This is a genomic window from Rhizobium sp. B230/85, from assembly GCF_019355735.1.
Taxonomy (GTDB): domain Bacteria; phylum Pseudomonadota; class Alphaproteobacteria; order Rhizobiales; family Rhizobiaceae; genus Rhizobium; species Rhizobium rhododendri.
In genome coordinates this window covers 3,040,686-3,059,207 of sequence record NZ_CP072156.1, presented here as the reverse complement: position 1 = coordinate 3,059,207, position 18,522 = coordinate 3,040,686, and the positions used below count along the sequence as shown (strand labels likewise).

20 protein-coding genes and 1 other annotated feature are annotated in these 18,522 nt (G+C 60.1%); of the genes, 15 read left to right on the top strand and 5 right to left on the bottom strand.

Features of this window, described 5'->3' with window-relative positions; translation table 11 throughout:
* Positions 1-7 precede the first annotated feature (7 nt).
* The 10 genes from J5289_RS14750 (at position 8) to J5289_RS14705 (ending at position 9,102) form a co-directional block, all read left to right on the top strand.
* Complete coding sequence (locus J5289_RS14750) at positions 8-910, top strand: sugar phosphate isomerase/epimerase (RefSeq protein WP_209184418.1); 903 nt, start codon at positions 8-10, stop codon at positions 908-910.
* A 79-nt stretch (positions 911-989) separates the two neighbouring features.
* Complete coding sequence (locus tag J5289_RS14745; protein WP_209184417.1) at positions 990-2,219, top strand: sugar ABC transporter substrate-binding protein; 1,230 nt, start codon at positions 990-992, stop codon at positions 2,217-2,219.
* Positions 2,220-2,361: 142 nt separating this feature from the next.
* Positions 2,362-3,264, top strand: coding sequence for a carbohydrate ABC transporter permease (locus J5289_RS14740; protein WP_209184416.1), 903 nt, complete (start codon positions 2,362-2,364; stop codon positions 3,262-3,264).
* Positions 3,261-4,088, top strand: a complete 828-nt coding sequence (locus J5289_RS14735) for a carbohydrate ABC transporter permease (protein WP_209184415.1) — start codon at positions 3,261-3,263, stop codon at positions 4,086-4,088. The genes J5289_RS14740 and J5289_RS14735 overlap by 4 nt, the downstream gene beginning before the upstream one ends.
* Positions 4,085-5,173, top strand: a complete 1,089-nt coding sequence (locus tag J5289_RS14730) for an ABC transporter ATP-binding protein (RefSeq protein WP_209184414.1) — start codon at positions 4,085-4,087, stop codon at positions 5,171-5,173. Before J5289_RS14735 ends, J5289_RS14730 begins: the two co-directional genes overlap by 4 nt.
* A gap of 47 nt (positions 5,174-5,220) precedes the next feature.
* Positions 5,221-5,784, top strand: a complete 564-nt coding sequence (locus J5289_RS14725; RefSeq protein ID WP_209184413.1) for a TetR/AcrR family transcriptional regulator — start codon at positions 5,221-5,223, stop codon at positions 5,782-5,784.
* 15 nt (positions 5,785-5,799) lie between these two features.
* Complete coding sequence (locus tag J5289_RS14720) at positions 5,800-6,141, top strand: SMR family transporter (protein WP_142823450.1); 342 nt, start codon at positions 5,800-5,802, stop codon at positions 6,139-6,141.
* Between the two features lie 129 nt (positions 6,142-6,270).
* Complete coding sequence (locus J5289_RS14715) at positions 6,271-7,062, top strand: ThuA domain-containing protein (protein WP_209184412.1); 792 nt, start codon at positions 6,271-6,273, stop codon at positions 7,060-7,062.
* 8 nt (positions 7,063-7,070) lie between these two features.
* Positions 7,071-8,114, top strand: coding sequence for a Gfo/Idh/MocA family protein (locus J5289_RS14710; protein WP_209184411.1), 1,044 nt, complete (start codon positions 7,071-7,073; stop codon positions 8,112-8,114).
* A gap of 151 nt (positions 8,115-8,265) precedes the next feature.
* The gene (locus J5289_RS14705; protein WP_209184410.1) at positions 8,266-9,102 is read left to right on the top strand and encodes an aspartyl/asparaginyl beta-hydroxylase domain-containing protein; all 837 of its coding nucleotides are present in this window, start codon (positions 8,266-8,268) and stop codon (positions 9,100-9,102) included.
* A gap of 59 nt (positions 9,103-9,161) precedes the next feature.
* On the opposite strand, the gene J5289_RS14700 is transcribed toward J5289_RS14705, so the two are convergent.
* Entirely contained in the window at positions 9,162-9,905 is a 744-nt protein-coding gene (locus tag J5289_RS14700) for an SDR family NAD(P)-dependent oxidoreductase (protein ID WP_209184409.1), read from the bottom strand.
* Positions 9,906-9,995: 90 nt separating this feature from the next.
* Between J5289_RS14700 and J5289_RS14695 the strand changes: the two genes are divergently transcribed.
* The 3 genes from J5289_RS14695 to msrA all read left to right on the top strand — a co-directional run bounded on the left by J5289_RS14695 (position 9,996) and on the right by msrA (position 11,683).
* The gene (locus J5289_RS14695) at positions 9,996-10,559 is read left to right on the top strand and encodes a TetR/AcrR family transcriptional regulator (protein WP_209184408.1); all 564 of its coding nucleotides are present in this window, start codon (positions 9,996-9,998) and stop codon (positions 10,557-10,559) included.
* 171 nt (positions 10,560-10,730) lie between these two features.
* Positions 10,731-11,180 carry a peptide-methionine (R)-S-oxide reductase MsrB gene (gene msrB, locus J5289_RS14690; protein ID WP_209184407.1) on the top strand — a complete coding sequence of 150 codons (450 nt, stop codon included), beginning with the start codon at positions 10,731-10,733 and terminating at the stop codon, positions 11,178-11,180.
* On the top strand, positions 11,177-11,683 hold the full coding sequence (msrA, locus tag J5289_RS14685) for a peptide-methionine (S)-S-oxide reductase MsrA (protein WP_209184406.1): 507 nt from the start codon (positions 11,177-11,179) through the stop codon (positions 11,681-11,683). The genes msrB and msrA overlap by 4 nt, the downstream gene beginning before the upstream one ends.
* Positions 11,684-11,749: 66 nt before the next feature.
* Here the strand turns inward: msrA and J5289_RS14680 are convergent, their stop codons facing one another.
* From J5289_RS14680 to J5289_RS14670, 3 genes are all read right to left on the bottom strand, one after another.
* On the bottom strand, positions 11,750-13,216 hold the full coding sequence (locus tag J5289_RS14680) for a SulP family inorganic anion transporter (RefSeq protein ID WP_209184405.1): 1,467 nt from the start codon (positions 13,214-13,216) through the stop codon (positions 11,750-11,752).
* 70 nt (positions 13,217-13,286) lie between these two features.
* Positions 13,287-13,342, bottom strand: a sequence feature (sul1 is cis-regulatory element that is thought to sense ions involved in sulfur or methionine metabolism; They are found in Alphaproteobacteria).
* A 130-nt stretch (positions 13,343-13,472) separates the two neighbouring features.
* Positions 13,473-13,811 (bottom strand): hypothetical protein, encoded by a 339-nt coding sequence (locus J5289_RS14675; protein WP_209184404.1) that lies wholly within the window; start codon positions 13,809-13,811, stop codon positions 13,473-13,475.
* Positions 13,812-13,898: 87 nt separating this feature from the next.
* On the bottom strand, positions 13,899-14,345 hold the full coding sequence (locus J5289_RS14670; RefSeq protein WP_142823440.1) for a PRC-barrel domain-containing protein: 447 nt from the start codon (positions 14,343-14,345) through the stop codon (positions 13,899-13,901).
* Positions 14,346-14,596: 251 nt separating this feature from the next.
* On the opposite strand from J5289_RS14670, the gene J5289_RS14665 reads away from it, so the two are divergent.
* Both J5289_RS14665 and J5289_RS14660 read left to right on the top strand, forming a co-directional pair.
* A complete protein-coding gene (locus J5289_RS14665; RefSeq protein WP_209184403.1) occupies positions 14,597-15,463 on the top strand; it encodes a transglutaminase family protein in 867 nt (288 codons plus the stop codon).
* 45 nt (positions 15,464-15,508) lie between these two features.
* On the top strand, positions 15,509-15,910 hold the full coding sequence (locus tag J5289_RS14660) for a DUF4112 domain-containing protein (protein ID WP_224127772.1): 402 nt from the start codon (positions 15,509-15,511) through the stop codon (positions 15,908-15,910).
* A gap of 39 nt (positions 15,911-15,949) precedes the next feature.
* Here J5289_RS14660 and J5289_RS14655 read toward each other — a convergent pair whose 3' ends face one another.
* Positions 15,950-18,511: an FAD-dependent oxidoreductase gene (locus J5289_RS14655; protein WP_209206494.1), complete on the bottom strand. Its 2,562-nt coding sequence runs from the start codon at positions 18,509-18,511 to the stop codon at positions 15,950-15,952.
* Positions 18,512-18,522: the final 11 nt, after the last annotated feature.

The window sequence follows — 18,522 nt, the reverse complement described above, 5'->3', positions numbered from 1 at the left end:
AGAGATCGTGAATAATCCAGCCAATTCCATCCGTATCGGCACCATGGTCAAGGCCTCCGACGAGGACGCTGCGGCCCGCATCTCCAAGATCGCCGATCTCGGCTTCGAAAGTTTCGAGCCGTTCTTCTGGCAGACGACAAACGGCCAGAACCTTGCCGAGCTCGGCAAACGTTGTATCGATGCCATCGGCAATCGCGATATCACCATGTCGACGCTCGGCATGTTCGGCAATCCGCTTGAGGAAGGCGACATGGACCTGCAGACGCTGCAGGGCTGGAAGGATTGCATCGACAACGCCCATCATTTTGGCGCTACTTGCGTTGCCGGCTTTACCGGCCGCGTCCGCAACAAGCCGTTGACCGACAGCCTGCCGCGCTACAAGCAGATCTGGAGCGAGCTTGCCAAGCGCGCCGCCGACAAGGGCGTCAAGATAGCCTTCGAAAACTGCGCCATGGAAGGCAACTGGGCGACCGGCGACTGGAACATTGCCCACAATCCAGATGCATGGGAGCTGATGTTCAACGAGACCCCGGATGAAAACATTGGGCTCGAGTGGGAACCCTGCCACCAGATGGTCTACCTGATCGAGCCGCTGCCGCAGATCCGCAAGTGGGCGTCGAAGATCTTTCATGTCCACGGCAAGGACGCGACGATCCGCTGGGATGTCATCAAGGAGCATGGCATTTTCGGTAAGGAAGAATTCGTCCTCATGCGCACGCCCGGTTTTGGCGACAGCAACTGGACCGACATCATCTCCGAGCTGCGGATGGCAGGTTGGTCCGGCTCGATCGACATCGAAGGCTGGCATGATCCGGTCTACCGCAACGAGTTGGAGATGACCGGCCAGGTCCACGGACTGAATTACCTGAAGAAGAGCCGCGGTGGCGATTTCGTCGCGATCGCCGCCTGAGGTTAGCAGGATACTGAAGACGTGCATAAGGCCGGCGGGAGGACGCCGGTCCAATGGATAACCAAGAAGGAGGAGAACCATGGGTATCCGTAAAATCATGTTGCTTGGCGTCCTGGCTCTGGCCAGCGTGTCCGCATTCGGGCTGTCTGCGAGGGCGGAGGACACAGTCATCACCGTCTGGTCGCTGGACAAGGATGGGCAACCGGCCCCCGATCTTGCGAAGCGGTTTAATGCGCTCAACAACGGCATCAAGATCGAATATCGCGAAATCCAGTTCGACGACGTGGTCAGCGAGGCGATGCGCGCCTATTCGACCGGCAAGGCGCCCGACATCATTGCCATAGACAATCCGGACCATGCGCTGTTCGCCTCGCATGGCGCCTTTCTCGATCTCACCGACATGATTTCCAAATCGACGATCGTCAAGCCCGCCAATTACTTCCCCGGTCCGCTGAAGTCGGTGATGTGGGACGGCAAATACTACGGCGTTCCGAAGGCGACGAATACCATCGCGCTTTACTACAACAAGGACATGTTCAAGGCAGCCGGACTCGATCCCGCCAAGCCGCCGCAGACCTGGGACGAACTGGTTGCGGATGCAAAGAAGCTGACCGATCCGGCAAAGAACGTCTACGGCCTGGCGTTTTCAGCGAAGGCTGGTGAAGAGGGGACGTTCCAGTTCCTGCCCTGGGCACAGATGGGCGGCGCCACCTACGACCACATCAACACGGATGGCGCTGTAAAGGCACTGACCATCTGGAAGCAGATCATCGACGAAAAGCTTGCCTCGCGCGATTCGCTGACACGCGGGCAATGGGATTCGACCGCCACGTTCAACTCCGGCAATGCCGCCATGGTCATTTCCGGCCCGTGGGAAATCGATCGCATGCTGAAGGATGCCAAGTTCGACTGGGGCACCGCGCTCCTGCCGGTTCCTGAGGAAGGTGCGCAACGCTCGTCGGCCATGGGCGACTATAACTGGGCGATCTTCTCGAAGAGCAAGCACCCGGAAGAGGCCTTCAAGGTGGTGGAATATTTCGTGTCCCAGGACCCGACGATGTTCAAGGATTTCGGCCAGTTGCCGGCCCGCTCCGACATCACCATCCCGCCGACCGGCAATGCTCTGAAAGACGCAGCTTTGAAGACCTTCGTCGAACAGCTGAAATATGCCAAGCCGCGTGGTCCGTCGCCACAATGGGCGAAGATCTCCAAGGCGATCCAGGATGCCATCCAGGCGGCGCTCACCGGCCAGATGTCGCCGAAGGACGCGCTCGACCAGGCAGCCCAAAAGATCAAGGCGCTCGGCTGATACCAGCACTCTAGCCGGATGGCGGTGTAGATCCGCCATCCCCACAGTTTCCTCCCGGAAGGGGCCGTCTCGTCGCCAATGTAGAGATGGCCCCATTTCGAGATTGCAAGGCAGCACCGCCGTGCTGACCCACAGGGAGACCATGCGCAAAATCCTATCCAGTCTCACCGATGGTCGCGGTTTCGACATCACCCTTGTCGTCTTTCCGCTGTCCTTCCTGTTCCTGCTGTCCGGACTGCCGCTCATCTACAATGTGCTGATGAGCTTCCAGCAGGTCGACATGTTCAGCATGGGCACCTTCATCAGGCCGTTTGCCGGTCTTCAGAACTATATCGACCTGTTCCAGCTGCCGCAGACGCGCAGCATCCTTTTCAACACGGCGATCTTCGTCGTGGCATCGATTGCCGGCCAGTTTGCCATCGGCTTTGGCCTCGCACTGTTCTTCTGGGTGAATTTTCCCGGTGCCTCCTGGCTGCGCGGGCTGTTCCTGGTGTCGTGGGTGATGCCCGGTCTTGTTGTCGGCGCGGTCTGGAACTGGATGCTGTCCGGCGACTTCGGCATCTTCAACTTCATACTCCGCGAAACCGGCATCATCAGCAGCAACATCTTCTGGCGATCGGACCCGAATTTCTCGCTGTGGGCCGTCATTCTCGCCAACATCTGGCTGGGCGCGGCGTTCAACATGATCCTGCTGTCGGTCGGCCTTGCCGCTATCCCGAAGGATCTGTTCGAGGCGTCCGAACTCGATGGCGCCAATGTCTTCCAGCGCTTCTGGACGATCACGCTGCCGATGATGCGCTCGACCATCGGTGCCGTGGTCTCGCTGGGGCTGATCTTCACGCTACAGCAATTCGACCTGTTTGCGGCGATTACCGACGGAGGGCCGAACAACTCGTCCAACGTCGCGCAGTTCTGGGCCTGGGACCTGTCGTTCCGTCAGTACGACTTCGCCAAGGGAGCTGCAATTTCGGTCATCATGCTGGTCTTCGTCATTGTCGCTTCGGTGATCTATGTCCGGTCAACACGCCATGAGGTGCGGGGATGAGTGACACTTTCCGCAACAGGCTGATGCTGTTTGCCGCCATCGTGCTTGCCGTCATCTACCTCTTCCCGCTCTACTGGATGTATGTCACCAGCCTGAAAAGCGGCTCGGCGATGTATGTCACGCCGCCCAGCTTCTGGCCGCACGATCCCCAATGGAGCATCTACGGCGAGGTGTGGGCGAGCCGTAACATGGCCCGCTATCTCTGGAACTCGCTGGTCATCGCCGTCGGTGCCGTGGTGCTGATCTCGATCTTCGGCTGCGGATGCGCGTACGTGCTGGCGCGGTACCGCAACCACTGGATCGACGTCGGGCTGTTCCTGATCCTGCTTCTGCAGGTGCTGCCGCCGTCGCTGATGATCACGCCGATATTTGTCGGCTTCTCGCAGATCGGACTGCTCGACTACCCGCGTCTGTCCGTCATCATCGCCATCGCCGCGAACAAGATGCCGTTCTTCGTGGTGCTCGTGCGCGCTACATTCATGAGCGTGCCGATGGAACTGGAGGAGGCTGCGCTGGTGGACGGCAATTCGCGCATCGGTGCCTTCTTCAACATCGTCCTGCCGCTGGCCCGCAACGGTATCCTCGTCAGCGCCATTCTCATCTTCATGCAGGCCTTCGGCGAGTTCGTCTATTCGAAGTCGATGATCCAGGCGGCGGACCTGCAGCCCGCCAGCGTCGGGCTCAACAGCTTCATGGGCCCCAACACCACCGACTGGAACAAGATCATGGCCTATTCGACGATCTATGTGACGCCCATCCTTGCCATCTTCGTTCTTCTGCAGCGCCGCATCGTTTCCGGCCTCACATCGGGAGCCCTCAAATGACCCTTCAAATCGAACTCAGCGGCGTCAACAAGTACTACGGTGCCTTCCACGCATTGAAGGATATCAATCTGGCCATCGAGGATGGCACCTTCGTCGCGCTGGTCGGGCCGTCCGGCTGCGGCAAGTCCACGCTTCTGCGGTCGCTGGCGGGGCTGGAGAAGATCTCTGCGGGCGACATGCGCATTGCCGGCGAACTGATGACCAACGTGCCGCCGCGCAAGCGCGACATTGCCATGGTGTTCCAGTCCTATGCGCTCTATCCCCACATGACGGTCGAGGAGAACCTGACCTACAGCCTTCGCATCCGTGGCGTGAAGAAAGCCGAGGCCCGCAAGGCCGCTGCCGATGTTGCAGCCACGACCGGGCTGACGCCGTTGATGAAACGCTACCCGCGCGAGCTCTCCGGCGGCCAGCGGCAGCGTGTTGCCATGAGCCGCGCCATCGTCCGCCATCCGAAGGCCTTCCTGTTCGACGAGCCGCTGTCGAACCTCGATGCGGCGTTGCGCGTCCATATGCGCAAGGAAATCCGCATGCTGCACGAGCGGCTGAAGGCAACGTTCGTCTACGTGACCCATGACCAGATCGAGGCAATGACAATGGCCGATCATGTCGTTGTCATGAAGGACGGCGTTATCGAGCAGCAGGGTGCCCCGCTCGATCTCTACGACCGGCCGGTCAATCGCTTCGTGGCAGGTTTCATCGGCTCACCGGCGATGAATTTCGTGCCGGCACGCGCCGCTGCCGATGGCCGGAGCGTGGTGCTCGATTTTGCAGAAGGTCAGCGGACGCTGCCGATCTCCGGCCAGTTGCACCCCGGCCAACCGGTGCTTGCCGGCTTGCGACCCGAACATCTCGTCACCGCGCCCGAAGGGCAAGGGACGTTCGATATCCGCATCGACACCGTCGAATCGACGGGGTCCTCGACGTTCCTGACGACAGTCACGGTCCCGGAACTGACTATCGTCGAGACCTCCCGTCGGGGCGTACGGCCGGGGGATCGCATCGGCCTGTCCATCGACCCATCGCAGGTGCATCTTTTCGATGTCACGACGGAAAGGCGCATCGAGGTGAGGTCGGCAAGTTGACAGGTTTACACGATTGACAAAACCGTCTGGACGGTATGTCATGCGGAATGTCCGACGCACATCACAGAAAAAAGCAACCCTTGCTTATCCGCCAGCAACTGCTCGCGGTTGCCGCGCGTTTGGCGGCTGAGCGCGGCGTCGCCTCTGTGACGCTGGATGCCGTGGCGGCTGCGTCTGGCGTCAGCAAGGGTGGGCTCCTGCATCACTTCCCGACCAAGGCCAGCTTGCTGGAGGCCATGCTCGACAGCCTGCTGGACCAGCTGGATGCGGCTATCGATGGGCAGATGCGCAACGACCCAGTGCCTTATGGCCGTTTCACCCGTGGCTATCTGCGTGCGGTCGTCGATCTTAGAGAGCGTACCGAGGCCTCCGGGGACTGGGGGCAGGCGACGCTGACGCTGCTGACCGACCCGGCGCTGCGGCAGCGCTGGCGAGACTGGGTGGAAAAGCAGAGCGAGAATTTCGTCGGTACGGATTCGTCCGTCGATGCCCGGATCGTGCGGTTTGCCATAGACGGGATCTGGCTTGCCGAGGTTCTCGGCAGTGGCGATGCAACACCCGCATCCCGACAGGCGCTCGTCGACCGGCTTGTCAGTCTCACGCACAAATAGAAAGAAGAGGGCCCGATGGCGAATGCATCCGTTTATGGCCTGCTGCTGGTCGCCATCGTGCTGGAGGTGATCGGCACGACGGCGCTGCAACTGTCGCAGCAGTTCACGCGACCCTGGCCGATCGTCGTCCTCGTCGCGTGCTACACAGCTTCGTTCTACTGTCTGTCGATCACGCTCAAGGCCATACCCGTCGGCGTTGCCTATGCCATCTGGAGCGCGCTCGGCATCGTGCTGATTTCGGTTGTCGGGCTGGTGTTCTTCCGTCAGCGGCTTGATCTGCCGGCCGTCATCGGGCTTGTGCTGATCATCGCCGGAGTGCTCGTCGTCAACCTGTTTTCCAAATCGATTTCGCATTGAGCGCAAGGCCTGGCGCCCTTTCTCAACTCGGATGGCCGCTCTATTTGCTTCAACATCATGCGAGCTGGCGGCATGCCCCGAAAAAGGCGGGAATGCCGCAATACAACAGAGACTCACGGGAGAGATGCTATGGCAAAAACAATTCGAACAGTGGTTTGGGGCGAGAACATCCACGAGCAGACAAGCGACGTGGTTCGCAAGGTCTATCCGGAGGGCATGCACACGGCGATTGCCGCGGCGCTGAATAGCGATGCGCGCATCGAGGCAACGACTGCCACCCTGCAGGAGCCGGAACACGGATTGAGCGAAGCGCGGCTGCACGACACCGATGTCCTCGTCTGGTGGGGCCATGCCGACCATGGAGCCGTCGACGACGCGATCGTCGAGCGCGTCGCCAAGCGCGTCTGGGAGGGCATGGGGCTCATCGTCCTGCATTCCGGCCATTTCGCCAAGATCTTCAAGCGGATGATGGGCACGCCCTGTGCGTTGAAATGGCGCGAGGCCGGCGAGCGGGAGCGCGTCTGGGTCGTCAATCCGAGCCATCCCATCGCTACCGGTCTGCCGGAAAATTTCGTGCTCGAAAACGAGGAAATGTACGGCGAGGCCTTTTCGGTGCCGGAACCTCTCGAAACGGTGTTCATTTCCTGGTTCCAGGGCGGGGAGGTTTTCCGGTCGGGCATGACCTGGAAGCGTGGCGCCGGCAACATCTTCTATTTTCGCCCGGGTCATGAGACCTATCCGACCTACTACGACCCGAATATCAAGACCGTGCTGATCAACGCCGTTGCCTGGGCCTATAATCCGCAGGCGGCATGGACCGGCATCCATGACGCGCCGAACGTTCCCGTCGAGCAGGCGCTGGAGCCGATTACCGAACGTGGCCCGAAACTGCACCAGGCCGGCGAAGCCGGTTACCGCTGAGGTCGAATATGCGTCTCATCATCGTTGGCACCGGCGTCATGGGCAAGAACCAGCTCGATCATTTTGCGCGCATAGACGGCGTGGAGGTGGTCGCGGCTGTCGACAGCGATGCCACCCGGCTTGCCACCTTTGCCGACCGGTTCAATATCAAAACCCGGTTCACGTCGCTGGACGAGGCGATTGCCTGGGGGGAATTCGACGCGGCGACGAACGTCACGCCGGATCGCATGCACCACCCGACGACGCTCGCCCTGCTGGCGGCCGGAAAGCATGTGCTTTGTGAAAAGCCGCTCGCCGAGAACTACGAAAAGGCGCTCGAGATGACGGAGGCGGCTGAACGGGCCGGCGTCATCAACATGGTCAACCTGACCTATCGCAACGTCGCGCCGCTGCAGCGGGCCCGCGAGATGGTGATCGCCGGCGAGATCGGCACAGTCAAGCACGTCGAGGCGTCCTATCTGCAGAGCTGGCTCGTTTCCAAGGCTTGGGGAGATTGGCGCAGCGAATCTACCTGGCTATGGCGGCTATCGACCGGCCACGGGTCTAACGGCGTGCTGGGCGATATCGGCATCCACATTCTCGATTTTGCCGCCTATGGTGCGGCGACCGATATCGATCACGTGTTTGCGCGACTGAAGACCTTCAACAAGGCCCCGGGCGGCCAGATCGGCGAATACCGGCTCGATGCCAATGACAGCTTTGCGATGTCGGTGGATTTTGCCAACGGCGCCCTCGGCGTCGTGCATGCGACGCGCTGGGCGACGGGGCATCTCAACGAACTGAAGTTGCGGGTCTATGGCGAGCGCGGCGGGCTTGAAGTCATCCACCGTCCGGACGGTTCGGAGCTACGTGTCTGCACTGGCGACGACGTGGAAACGGCAGAGTGGAAAGTCGTCGACGTACCCTCGGTGCTGACCAACTACCAGCGCTTTGTCGAGGCTGTGCGGACCGGCGTGCCTCAGGATCCGAATTTCCGCCATGCCGCCAATCTGCAGAAGGTCCTGGATCTGGCGCTTGTGACGGAACTCGAGCGCCGCGAACTGAAAGTCTGAGGCGATCAGAATGCGGTGATGCGTGCCGGGATCGCGGACTGCGATGCTTGCGCATCATAGCCGATTGCATACATACTAGCCGCAAACCGAATGGCTCGATAAGCCCAACTCCGACGCTCGACGATCGTCTTTCCAGCAGAAATTGATAGATATGACCGATACCCTGACCAATTCCTCTTCCGTAGAGCCAAAGCCTTCCGACCAGACTTTCGCCACGACCGGCATCGCGCCAATGGAGCGCCCGGGAGCCATGACGCGCTTCTTCATGGGCATCGTTGCCTGGGCCGAACGGCTGAACCTGAAATATGCCAAGCTCGGCAATCCCCCCGTCTACGATAATGCGATCTTTCCCTGGGTCGCCGAGATCGAGAAGGACTGGCCGCTGATTCGCGCCGAACTCGACCGCGTGTTGCTGCGCCAGAGCGAATTGCCGACCTTCCAGGAAATTTCCACGGATGTGAAGACGATCTCGACGGACAGCCACTGGAGGACATTCTTTCTCGCCGGCTTCGGGCTGAAATCCGAGCAGAACATCCAGGCCTGCCCGGATACTTGGCGGGTCGTGCAGAAAATTCCCGGCATGAAAACGGCGATGTTCTCGATCTTCGAGCCGGGCAAGCACCTGCCGGCCCATCGCGGCCCCTATAATGGCGTGTTGCGCCTTCATCTGGGGCTGATCGTGCCTGAACCGGCTGACAAACTGGCGATCCGCGTCAAGGACCAGATTTGCCACTGGCAGGAAGGCAAGGTCCTCATTTTCGACGACGCCTATGAGCACGAGGCCTGGAACCACACCGACAAGACCCGCGTCGTGCTGTTTGTCGACTTCAACAAGCCTACCCGTTTCCCGGCCAATTTCATCAATTGGATGCTGATGAACCTGGCGATCTTCACCCCGTTCATCCGCGAAGGTCTCGACAACCACAAGGAGTGGGAAAAGAAATTCTACGCCCAGGCCGAGGCATTGCGGAACCGCAAGACGGACTAGCGCAATCACAGATAGTTGTTGCGAGGCCGGGATTGCAATGGCATTGCGACGCCCGAGGCCTAAACCGCGGCAACACCGCCATCGATGAAGAGTTCATGTCCAGCGACAAAGCTACTCTCGCTTGATGCCAGGAAAAGGACTGCGCGTGCCACCTCGTCCGGTTCCCCCAACCGCCCAAGCGGCACGCTTCTATTGAGAGCCTCTTCGACTTCGGGTTGCGTGTCAAGGTAGCTGCGTATCAGCCGTGTTTCTGTTCCACCAGGCGAGACGACGTTGACGCGGATGCCTCGCTCCTTAAGCTCATTCGTCCAGCTTCGGGCGAACGAGCGCACCGCTGCCTTGCTGGCGTTATAAAGAGACTGGCTTGGCAGGCCTTTGCTGCCAGCAATGGAGCCGTTGAGGACGACGGCACTTCCTGCTGTCATCAGTGGCAGTGCTTTCTGCACTGTGAACACCATACCTTTCACATTGACGTTGAAGATCGAGTCGAAATGCGTTTCGTCGATTGCATCGAGCGGAACGACCTCGTAAATGCCCGCATTGGCGAAGACGACATCGACCCTTTGGTGGTCGCTTTGGATCCGTTCGTAAAGCCGCACGACGTCGGCAGACTTGGTGACGTCACCTTGCACGCCGACCGCCCCGTGGCCGATCTCTTTCACGGCCTCGGCGAGTAGTTCTTGCCGGCGCCCTGTGATGTACACGTGCGCACCTTCGATGGCGAAAAGTTTGGCCGTTGCGAGGCCGATGCCGTCGCTACCTCCCGTTATCACCACGACTTTGTTTTCGAAACGTTTTGTCATTTCTTATTTGCCCTTTTTTGACAAGTGGAGGATTGCTCCACTTGTAATATGGAGGTAGCCTCCACTTGGCAAGCGATAGAGGAAAATAAGTTGAGTGATGAACCCGCCCTCCGGGCTGACGCGAAAAAAAACCGCGAACTTATCCTTTCTGCCGCAGAGGAGCTCTTCCTCGAAAAAGGAGCTGGTGTTCCGCTGGAAGAGGTTGCCAAGCGCGCAGGCGTCGGTATCGGCACGCTTTATCGTCGCTTTCCCACGCGTGAGGCACTTTTGGCAGCTACCAGCAACGAGCGTTTCTTGTCGCTGGCCGAGACCAGCCGTAAGCGCGACCCAGATCTAACTCCAGGCGATGCGGTGCGAGCTTATCTTGAAGATCTTGCCAGGAACACGAGCACGTATCAGAGCCTTGCTGTTTCGATCGGGACTGTTATCCAATGCGGGACGCCCGGATGTAATGCGATTACCGCGGAAGGGCGTCGGCTGCTGCAGCGTGGACAAGAAGCTGGCACCATCCGCCGCGATGTCACTTACGAGGATTTCATCTACGTTGTAACTGCCATCTCCATTGCCATCGAAAATGACGATCCATCGAAATCGCGTATCGGCCATCTGGTGGACTTGTTCCTGAATGGCATAAGCGTAAGAGGTTCGGATTAGCCATCGATATACTTCTCTGTCTCTGCCAGCCATCACCGGGGGTAACTGCATCTTCTTCGACGCAACAACTGCTGTCGCATATAAGCAATTGCATTATCCTGCTGGCATCGGCGATTGAAAAATCGGCTTTGCATCGCCATCTCTGGTCAGAAGAAACCGTTGGAGGTTACAATGACGGAATACAGGAAAACGGCAGAAGCCGTGGCCAAGCTGACGCCGGAGCAATACCGGGTGACGCAGCAAAGCGGAACGGAACGTCCGGGCAGTGGCCCTTTGCTGAACAACAAGGAACCGGGGATCTATGTGGATATCGTTTCCGGGGAGCCGCTGTTTGCCTCGTCCGACAAGTTCGATTCCCATTGCGGCTGGCCGAGCTTTACCAAGCCGATCGAGCCTGCCTATGTGAGCGAGGTGCACGACTCGTCGCATGGCATGGTCCGCATCGAGGTGCGCTCCAAGCATGGCGACAGCCATCTGGGCCACGTCTTTCCCGATGGGCCGCAAGATCGCGGCGGTCTTCGCTATTGCATCAATTCCGCGTCGCTGCGCTTCATCCATCGTGACCAGATGGAGGCTGAAGGCTACGGCGCCTATATCAACCAGACGGAGGAAGTCCAATGACCGAACGTGCTGTTCTTGCCGGTGGCTGCTTCTGGGGCATGCAGGATCTGATCCGCAAGATGCCCGGCGTCGTCTCGACGCGCGTCGGCTATTCCGGCGGCGAGGTGCGCAATGCGACCTACCGCAATCACGGAAACCATGCCGAGGCCATCGAGATCAACTTCGATCCTTCGAAAATCAGCTACCGCGATCTCCTGGAGTTCTTCTTCCAGATCCACGATCCGTCGACGCCGAACCGGCAGGGGAACGATGTCGGCCCAGGCTACCGGTCTGCGATATTCTATGTCAACGACGAGCAGAAGCGGATCGCCGAAGACACCATCGCCGATGTCGATGCGTCCAAGCTATGGCCCGGCAAGGTCGTCACCGAAGTCTCGCCGGTCGGCGATTTCTGGGAGGCCGAGCCTGAGCACCAGGATTATCTGGAGCGGATCCCGAATGGCTATACGTGCCATTTCATCCGTCCGAACTGGAAGCTGCCGCGCCGGACGCAGGCCGCCTGAGCTTAGGACTTATTTCAAAGGGCCCGCTGGTAACTGCCAGCGGGCCCTTTTTTGTTGATGTGCTCCTCAGGAGGCGTTGTCGGTTGATGGCCGGTCGAGCGTTTCGACCAGCGTCGAACTGGCCTTGTTCATGCCGCGGACATCCACGTTCGCGCCTTGCGCCCTGAAGCGGGCAACTACCCGGTCCAGCGCTGCGACTGCGGTAATGTCCCAGAAATGTGCGCGCGACACGTCGATGACGACCGACTTGCCGGCAAACTCCGCGACGTCGAAGGCATCGACGAACAGATCGGCCGAGGCGAAGAACACCTGTCCGGTCACTCGGAAGGTGGATTGACCGTCAACCGCCGCCGGTTCCAGCGTCACGTCCATCAGTCGCGCCACCTTGAAGGCGAAGAACACGCCGCTAAGGAGCACGCCGACCGCGACGCCCATCGCCAGGTTCGACGTGGCGACAGTCACGGCCACGGTTGCCAGCATCACTGTACTCGACATTTTCGGATGGATGACGATGGCCCTGAGCGAGGACCAGTCGAATGTGTCGATCGAGACCATGACCATGATCGCCACCAGCGCGGCAACCGGTACCTGCGATACCCATGGTTTCAGGAGCACCATCAGTATGAGCAGGAACGCACCGGCAAACAGCGTCGAGAGGCGGCCGCGACCGCCATATTTGATATTGCTCACCGTCTGGCCGATCATGCCGCAGCCGGCGATGCCGCCAAACAGGCTGGCAGCCGCGTTGGCCAGGCCGAGACCGGTGGCTTCACGGTTCTTCGAACTCGGCGTATTGGTGAGGTCGTCGACAACGCTGGCGGTCATCATCGATTCCAGCAGCCCGACCATGGCAATTGCAAGCGCCGGGCCGGCGATGATGCCGAGGGTCTCGAACGTCAACGGTACGGAGGGCCAGGCAAAGATCGGTAGGCTGTCGGGCAACCGTCCGAGATCGGCGACGGTCTTCACCGGCAGGTGCAGCATCACCGACGCGACTGTCAAAACGACGATGCAGATCAGCGGCGAGGGGATAGCCGTTGTTATCAGGGGCAGCAGGTAAATGAGCGCAAGGCCTGCGGCAAGCACCGCATAGGTTGCCCATCCGGCGCCGATGACTTGCGGCATCTGGGCCGAGAATATCAGGATCGCAAGGGCGTTGACGAAGCCCGTCCGAACAGACTTCGAGACGAAGCGCATGAGCACGCCGAGGCGGAGAAGGCCGAAGAGGATCTGGATTACGCCGGCGAGCAGTCCGGCGGCGAGAAGGTAGGGAAGGCCGTGGCTGTGGACCAGCGGAGCCGCCACGAGGGCGACGGAGCCGGCCGCAGCCGAGATCATCGCGGGGCGGCCGCCGGTAAAGGCAATGACGATGCCGATGACGAAGGAGGCAAACAGGCCGACCTGCGGATCGACGCCGGCCGCGAAGGAAAAGGCGATGACTTCCGGAATGAGGGCAAAGGTGGCAACTGCACCGGCCAGCATTTCACGCGTGGGACGGGCAGACCAGTCCCGGCTGAAGGACGATAGGATCATGGGATGAATTCTCGCAAAGCATGGCGATCGCCGCTGAAAATGCGGTCGTATCCTGGCATGCACATATTTGCGTGGTCCGGCGGATCGGCGGCCGGAATAGCCACCCGGATTTTCACCGGGTCCAGTCGAATAAGCTCTTATAGCCAGACTCGATATTGCGGCGCAACAGAAAATGGCACCGCTTACAGTTTTGCAGTCGATGCCATTCAGACGTTCAAAATCGCTGCCGAGCCGTTGGTCCGGCTGGCCTGATACCTTACTGCGCGGTGAAGAACGTCAGCAGGACCTTGCCCTTGTCGCCGAGAAGGCAGACGAAGCGGTCGGATTTACCGGTCACGCCCTTGCGCGAGAGATAGGCCTCGCCGAGCAGCACCGTTTTCACCGAAACATCCTCGACCTTGGTATCCGCGGCGCTGACGGCCAGGCTCTCCATGTCAAAAACGATGTCGGTGATGTCGGGCGATTTTGCCTGCAGAGCGATCAGGCCGGTGGCCTTGCATGCGGTCACTGCAGGATCTTCCTTGGTCTGGGCGAGCGCCGGTGTCACCAGAAAGGCAGCGGCGACGGTGGCGAGGATCAATGTCTTGTAGGTCATGGGATTAATCTTTCCGCTGCGTTTCAGGTGGGTCGGGAGACGCGAAAAGGGCCAGCACAATGGCTGGCCCAATTCGGTTGTCGGCGATTATTTCTTGAACTTGGAGTAGTCGAGCTTCGGAGCCTTCGTCAGGTCTTCCTTGGAGGTGTCGACATAGGCCTTCCAGGTGCCGTTATCGTCGGCGAGGGCGACAGACGATGGGTCGAGCACGACATAGCTTTCGCCGAGGCCGAGGAAGCCGCCGACGCTGGCGACGATGCCGATGACGGACTTGCCGCCGCCGATGACGATGTCGGAGACTTCGCCGATCTTGTCATTCTGCTTGTTGTAGATGTCGACGCCGATCAGCTTCGAAGTGACGATGTCGGTGTCCTGAATGTTGACGTACTTCAGGGGGCCGCTAGCCATCTTGCCCATGGTGATGCCTGGGCCTGCCATCGTGGCATCTGCCCCGGTAGCTGCCGACGTCTGAGCAAAGGCTGCACCACCGATGAGTGTGAGCGTCAGACCGGCAACGAGCGAACGGAATTTCATAAAGGACTCCCTAGGATTATGTAGGCCGACGACGTGTCGGCCAGTGCGGATAAGAAATTCCTGAAGATGAATTTTGTTCCATAGGGCGTTGTTTTAAATCGCTTTCCTTCAATCCGCCGATAAGTGTCTAATATAAGGAGGCCACTCGCTGAGCCCTGATAATTGCAGGTCATGCGCTGATATCGGCTGGAACAAAATGGCGGGTGAACTGTTTGGGAGCGTTGCACAACACACGCTGTCAGGGATTGGAAATGACCGTACGATACAGGCTCGGCTGCGATTTGTCGTACGAGGTTCTCGAGCCGACGACGTTCATCTTCAATCTGGAAGTTGCGAGACTGATGCGTCATCAGCAGCTCACCGAACGTTTGATCATCACCCCTGATCTGAAGCGCCGGACCCATGTGGTTCCAGATATCAACAATCGCTATCTCAGCATCGACGCGTCGCCGGGTCCGCTCCACCTTTCATATGAGGCTGAGGTGACGCTCGATGTCTTCCGCGCCGACCCGGAGACCATCGACGAGACGCCGCTGTCCGAACTGCCGCTCGATATCGTGCCGTTCCTGCTGCCGTCGCGGTTCGTGCCCTCGGACCGGCTGGCTGCCTTCGCCAACCGAGAGTTTGGAGCGATGCCTGGTGGGCACAGACGTGTGACGGCGATCTGCAACTGGATCCATGAGAATATCGATTACCGCCGGGGTGCGTCGAACGAGCAGACGACGGCCGACGAAAGCCTGTTGTTGCGGGCCGGCGTGTGTCGCGATTTCGCGCATATCGGCATTGCCTTCTGCCGCGCTCTGAATATTCCGGCCCGCTTTGTGTCCTGTTACGCATACGGGCTCGAGCCTCGCGATTTCCATGCTGTTTTCGAAGCCTACATGGGTGGCCGATGGTGGCTGTTCGATGCCACCCGCCAGGCCAATCTCGATGGTTTGGTGCGGATCGGCGTCGGGCGTGACGCGGCTGAAATCGCCTTTGCGTCTCCCTTCGGCAAAATGGAGCCCGGTCCGGTGAAGATCACCGTCGAGCATGCGGACGGGTCCGGCGAGAAGCCTGGGCGGACGACGGATGCAATCTCCACGGAAGAGCCGGCGCCGAACGCCGGCGCCCAGTGAGGCTATCACAAATTGCCGCCGTGCTGGCGGCTGACAGAGGTATTCATGACAAGAACTGACACGGGCCAGGCGATGCAACGCCACGAGTTGGTCAGCCGATTGCGCCGCGCCCACGGCATTGCCCGGCTGATGGACAGCGCCATCCGCATACCGGGCACCGGCATAAGCTTCGGCGCCGACTCGGTGATGGGGCTTATCCCGGGCATCGGCGACGCTGGCGGTGCGCTGATCGGCCTCGTTATCGTCAACGAGGCGAGACGGTTGGGCGTTTCGAACCAGCTGCTTCTGAAAATGCTGGGCAATATCGGGCTCGATACGGTCGCCGGGAGCGTGCCGCTGATCGGCGATCTCTTCGACGTCTATTTCAAATCCAACCGGCGCAATGTCCAGCTCCTTCTGGAGCATTTCGAAGTGGAAGAACGAGAGCTCTTTGCCGGAAGGCGTTAGCAGCGCGGGCACTCCGGTTGCGGAGTGCCCGATTGCCCATCAGCTTCGTGGCTTGAGGTTGTCGGGATCGTAAAGCGGCTTGTAGCCGACGGCGACCACCTCGACCGGGTAGGTCTCGCCAAAATACTCGACTATAAGTTTGCGACCCATCTCGGCATGGGACCATGGCAGATAGGCAAGCGCGATATTCTTGCCGATCGTCGGGCCGTAGGAGATGGAGGTGGTGAAGGAGCGTCGGCCGAGTTCGTCGACCAGCGTCTCGCCGGTTTCGGGATCCATGACCGGCAGGATGCCAACGGGGTAGCGCGCCACGCCCTTGGCATCGATGTTGTCCGTCATCACGAGCGTGCAGAGCATGGCTGGCTGATGGTCTCTGGCGCGATATTCCAGATGCTTTGCCTTGCCGACGAAATCCGCTTCCTTGACCTTGGGACGAGCCAGATCTGCTTCCAGAAGATTGTACTCCGTCAGAAGATCGGCATTCTGCAAGCGCAGGCTTTTCTCCATGCGGCGGGAGTTGGCATAGGTCTCGACGCCGAAGGCCATCACGCCGGTTGCGCGCAAGGCATCCCAGACGGCAAGGCCGTCGTCATAGGCCATGTGCAACTCCCAGCCCTGTTCGCCGACGTAGGAGATACGGAACGCCGTAACGTTTTTGCCGCCGATCTTCAGCGGCTTGATGGCTGCAAATGGGAAGTTTTCAGGGGCGAGCGCGGCAGGATCTTCGACCACCTTCTGCAGCGTCTCTCGAGCATTCGGTCCCCAGATGCCGATGGTGATGTATTTCTCGGTGACGTCGGTGATGGTGACATCGAAGCCTTTGTCCTCTGCGACGCGGCGCATGTAGTGGAAATCGCGCGGGCCAGCGTCGGCGCCGTCGATCATCCGGCAGCGATCAGCCATGCGGATCACCGTAAAGTCGGCGCGAACCATGCCCTCCTCGTCGAGGAAGTGGGTGTAGATGCCTTTGCCAATATTGCCGTCGCCGCCGATCTTGGCAGCGCAGAGCCATTCCATCAGTTCGACGTGATCCGGACCTTCGATATCGAACATGGCGAAATGCGACAGGTTGACGATGCCGCAATCCTCGCTCATCGCCAGATGCTCGGCGTTGGAGACGCGCCAGAAATGGCGGTTGTCCCACTCGTTCTCGCGTACCGGTACGCGGTCGGCGTATTTTTCCAGCAGATGCTCGTTGGCTGCATAGCCATGGGCGCGCTCCCAGCCGCCCAGTTCCATGAAGTAGCCGCCCAGTTCCTTCTCGCGCTCCCAGAACGGCGAACGGCGGACATTGCGGCCCTTGGAGAAGGGCTCGCGCGGGTGGACGGCGGGATTGTAGACCTTGGTGGCGGTTTCCGAGCAGCGATCCCAGATCATCTGCTCTTCCATCTGGTGCGGATAGAAGCGCGAATAGTCGACGGCGTGATGGTCGATGGAGGTGCGTCCGTCAGTCATCCAGTCGGCGATCAGCTTGCCCATGCCGGGGCCGTCCTTGACCCAGATGGCAACGGCATACCAGAGACCGCGCACTTTCTGGCTTTCGCCCATGGACGGGCCACCATCCGATGTCACCTGCAGCAGCCCGTTGAACGAATGGCTTTCGTTGTAGCCGAGTTCGGCCAGGATCGGCGTCAGTTCCATGGCGCGTTCCAGCGGCGCCAGCACCTGCTCGAGGTCGAGATCGCGCTGCGATGGGGACTGGCGGGTCTGGTGCTTTTCGAGCAGTTCACGGGGATGACAGAGGCGCGGATTGGTTTCCTCGTAATACCCCCACTCGATCTGGCCACCTTCGGCTGTCTTCGGGTCGCCGGTGTCGCGCATGTAGGCGGAGTTGCCCTGGTCGCGCATCAGCGGCCAGCCGATCTCCTTGCCGGTGCCGGCGAACTCGGTGTAGGGGCCGAAGAAGGTCAGCGGATGGTCGATCGGCATGACCGGCAGGTCCTCGCCGACCATCTCGGCGATCAGGCGGCCCCAGATGCCGGCGCAGACGACGACGTAATCGGCCTCGACGGTGCCCCGGTCGGTGACGACGGCCTTGATCCGGCCATTCTCCACCACTAGCGAGCGCGCCGAGGTATTGGCGAACACCTTGAGCTTGCCGGAGGCTTCGGCCTGGTCGACCAGCTTGCCGGCGACCGTCTGCGAGCGAGGAATGACGAGGCCGGCATCCGGATCCCAAAGGCCGCCTTGGACCAGGTCTTCCTCGATCAGCGGGAATTTCGCCTTGATCTCGGCCGGGCCGATCAATTCGGCGCGGGTACCGAAGGCCTTGCCCGAGGCGACCTTGCGCTTGATTTCGTCCATGCGGCTGTCGTCGCCGACACGCGCGACCTCGATGCCGCCGACGCGGGCGTAATGGCCCATCTTCTCGTAGAAATCGATGGAATAGAGGGTTGTCCAGCAGGAGAGGAAATCATGGCTGGTGGCGTAGCAGAAGTCCGAGGCATGGGCAGTGGAGCCTATGTCGGTAGGCACGCCCGATTTGTCGATCCCGACGATATCGTCCCAACCGCGCTCAATCAGGTGGTGGACGATGGAGGCACCGACGATGCCCCCTAGACCGATGATAACGACCTTCGCCTTGTTCGGGAACTCTGCCATGAATGCCACTC

What these genes read in the sequence shown, in the direction of transcription:
- J5289_RS14745 (WP_209184417.1), top strand. Translation starts at nt 990, where the DNA reads ATGGGTATCCGTAAAATCATGTTGCTTGGCGTCCTGGCTCTGGCCAGC.
- J5289_RS14740 (WP_209184416.1), top strand. Translation starts at nt 2,362, where the DNA reads ATGCGCAAAATCCTATCCAGTCTCACCGATGGTCGCGGTTTCGACATC.
- J5289_RS14735 (WP_209184415.1), top strand. Translation starts at nt 3,261, where the DNA reads ATGAGTGACACTTTCCGCAACAGGCTGATGCTGTTTGCCGCCATCGTG.
- J5289_RS14730 (WP_209184414.1), top strand. Translation starts at nt 4,085, where the DNA reads ATGACCCTTCAAATCGAACTCAGCGGCGTCAACAAGTACTACGGTGCC.
- J5289_RS14725 (WP_209184413.1), top strand. Translation starts at nt 5,221, where the DNA reads ATGTCCGACGCACATCACAGAAAAAAGCAACCCTTGCTTATCCGCCAG.
- J5289_RS14720 (WP_142823450.1), top strand. Translation starts at nt 5,800, where the DNA reads ATGGCGAATGCATCCGTTTATGGCCTGCTGCTGGTCGCCATCGTGCTG.
- J5289_RS14715 (WP_209184412.1), top strand. Translation starts at nt 6,271, where the DNA reads ATGGCAAAAACAATTCGAACAGTGGTTTGGGGCGAGAACATCCACGAG.
- J5289_RS14710 (WP_209184411.1), top strand. Translation starts at nt 7,071, where the DNA reads ATGCGTCTCATCATCGTTGGCACCGGCGTCATGGGCAAGAACCAGCTC.
- J5289_RS14705 (WP_209184410.1), top strand. Translation starts at nt 8,266, where the DNA reads ATGACCGATACCCTGACCAATTCCTCTTCCGTAGAGCCAAAGCCTTCC.
- J5289_RS14700 (WP_209184409.1), bottom strand. Translation starts at nt 9,905, where the DNA reads ATGACAAAACGTTTCGAAAACAAAGTCGTGGTGATAACGGGAGGTAGC.
- msrB (WP_209184407.1), top strand. Translation starts at nt 10,731, where the DNA reads ATGACGGAATACAGGAAAACGGCAGAAGCCGTGGCCAAGCTGACGCCG.
- msrA (WP_209184406.1), top strand. Translation starts at nt 11,177, where the DNA reads ATGACCGAACGTGCTGTTCTTGCCGGTGGCTGCTTCTGGGGCATGCAG.
- J5289_RS14680 (WP_209184405.1), bottom strand. Translation starts at nt 13,216, where the DNA reads ATGATCCTATCGTCCTTCAGCCGGGACTGGTCTGCCCGTCCCACGCGT.
- J5289_RS14675 (WP_209184404.1), bottom strand. Translation starts at nt 13,811, where the DNA reads ATGACCTACAAGACATTGATCCTCGCCACCGTCGCCGCTGCCTTTCTG.
- J5289_RS14670 (WP_142823440.1), bottom strand. Translation starts at nt 14,345, where the DNA reads ATGAAATTCCGTTCGCTCGTTGCCGGTCTGACGCTCACACTCATCGGT.
- J5289_RS14665 (WP_209184403.1), top strand. Translation starts at nt 14,597, where the DNA reads ATGACCGTACGATACAGGCTCGGCTGCGATTTGTCGTACGAGGTTCTC.
- J5289_RS14660 (WP_224127772.1), top strand. Translation starts at nt 15,509, where the DNA reads ATGACAAGAACTGACACGGGCCAGGCGATGCAACGCCACGAGTTGGTC.
- J5289_RS14655 (WP_209206494.1), bottom strand. Translation starts at nt 18,511, where the DNA reads ATGGCAGAGTTCCCGAACAAGGCGAAGGTCGTTATCATCGGTCTAGGG.